This is a genomic window from Arthrobacter sp. 2YAF22_2 (assembly GCF_052114645.1).
GTDB lineage: Bacteria > Actinomycetota > Actinomycetes > Actinomycetales > Micrococcaceae > Arthrobacter.
In genome coordinates this window covers 1-2,124 of record NZ_JBFRFD010000578.1, presented here as the reverse complement: position 1 = coordinate 2,124, position 2,124 = coordinate 1, and the positions used below count along the sequence as shown (strand labels likewise).

The 2,124-nt window shown below is 65.9% G+C and carries 1 protein-coding gene; it reads left to right on the top strand.

The genetic code is table 11. The features are described from left to right. Window positions 1-107 precede the first annotated feature (107 nt). Window positions 108-2,124 (top strand): RelA/SpoT family protein (locus tag AB4Y86_RS17485; RefSeq protein ID WP_441403432.1); only part of this gene is annotated, 2,017 nt, incomplete at its 3' end.

Sequence of the window (2,124 nt, the reverse complement as noted above, 5' to 3'; positions counted from 1 at the left end):
GAACGTCCCTGTGACGGTCTCCGGCCCGTCGCCGTTGGGGGCCGGTTATCGAAGTGTCCCGGCGCGGAATAGACTTGAATAATTAACGGGTTGTGAGGGGTGCTTCATTGGAAGAACGTTCGACGCCGGCGCCTGCGGTTCCGGCGGATAAGGGTGCCGGCCAGGGGTCGCAGACCGGCCTGGTGGCTGCCGGACGCCCGGACGCGGCCGTGCCCGTGGACAACTCCGGAACCCGGCCGACCTTCCCCGGCCGCCGTGAACGCACCCGCTCACGGCTGGCGCGCCTGACCGGCCGCGGCACGCCCGCCTATTCGCCGATCCTGGAGCCGCTGCTGCGCACCGTGCGCGCCAATAACCCGAAGGATGACTTCGAGCTGATCCAGCGCGCCTTTGTGGTGGCGGAGCGCTGCCACCGCGGCCAAAAACGCAAGAGTGGCGACCCCTACATCACCCACCCGGTGGCGGTCGCGACGATCCTGGCCGAGCTGGGATTGAGCGGGACAACGCTGGCGGCCGCTCTGCTGCACGACACCGTCGAGGACACTTCCTACACGCTGGAGGACCTGAAAGGGGAGTTCGGGCCGGAAGTGGCCATGCTGGTGGACGGGGTCACCAAGCTGGACAAGGTCAGCTTCGGCGAGGCCGCCCAGTCCGAAACGGTCCGCAAGATGGTCGTGGCCATGGCCAAGGACATCCGCGTGCTCATGATCAAGCTCGCCGACCGGCTGCACAACGCCCGGACCTGGCGTTTTGTCTCGGCCGAGTCCTCGGCCCGCAAGGCACGCGAAACCCTGGAAATCTTCGCACCGCTGGCGCACCGGCTCGGCATGAACACCATCAAATGGGAACTTGAAGACCTGTCCTTCGCCGCGCTCTACCCCAAGGTCTACGAGGAAATTGTCCGGATGGTGGGGGACCGGACCCCGGAGCGGGAGAAGAACCTCGCCGTCATCCGCAACCAGATCACCGAGGACCTGCGGGCGGCCAAAATCAAGGCCACGATCACCGGCCGGCCCAAGCACTACTACTCGATTTACCAGAAGATGATCGTCCGCGATAAGGACTTCGACGACATCAACGACCTGATGGGCGTCCGTGTCCTGGTCGACTCGGTGCGGGACTGCTATGCCGCGCTGGGCGCCATGCACTCGCGCTGGAACCCGCTTCCGGGCCGGTTCAAGGACTACATCGCGATGCCCAAATTCAATATGTACCAGTCGCTGCACACCACGGTGATCGGCCCCGGCGGCAAACCGGTCGAAATCCAGATCCGGACGCACGAGATGCACCGGCGCGCCGAATACGGTGTCGCTGCGCACTGGAAGTACAAGGACCAGCCGAACCGTACGGCGGCCGGGCCGGGCAGCCCGCGCGACGGCGACATGGGCTGGCTCCGGTCGCTCGTCGACTGGCAGCAGGAGACCTCCGATCCCGGCGAATTCCTCGACTCCCTGCGCTTTGAGATCAACGCCCGCGAGGTGTTTGTCTTCACCCCGAAGGGCGAGGTCATGGCCCTACCCGCCGGATCGACGCCGGTGGACTTTGCCTACGCGGTCCACACCGAGGTGGGGCACCGGACCATCGGAGCCCGGGTCAACGGCAAGCTTGTCCCGCTCAACAGCGAACTGAACCACGGCGACTGGGTCGAGATCTTTACGTCCAAGGCCGAAGGCGCCGGTCCAAGCCAGGACTGGCAGCACTTCGTCAAGAGCGCCCGTGCCCGCAACAAGATCCGGCAATGGTTCAGCAAGGAGCGCCGCGAAGAGGCGATCGACCGCGGCAAGGACCTGCTCACCAAGGCCATGCGCAAGCAGAACCTCCCGCTGCAACGACTGATGACCCACGACGCCCTGGCCGCAATCGCCGAGGATTTCAAGTACACAGATATCTCCGGGCTCTACGCGGGTGTGGGCGACGGCCACACCTCGGCCCAGTCCGTGATGGAACGGCTCGTCGAGAGTCTCGGCGGCAACGACACCCCCGAGGACGACCTCACCGAGGTGTCCATCCCGGCCCAGGTCAGCAAGACCCGGTACTCGGACTCCGGCGTCGTGGTCCGCGGCGTCGACGACGTCTGGGTGAAGCTGGCACGTTGCTGCACCCCGGTGCCGCCGGACCCCATCC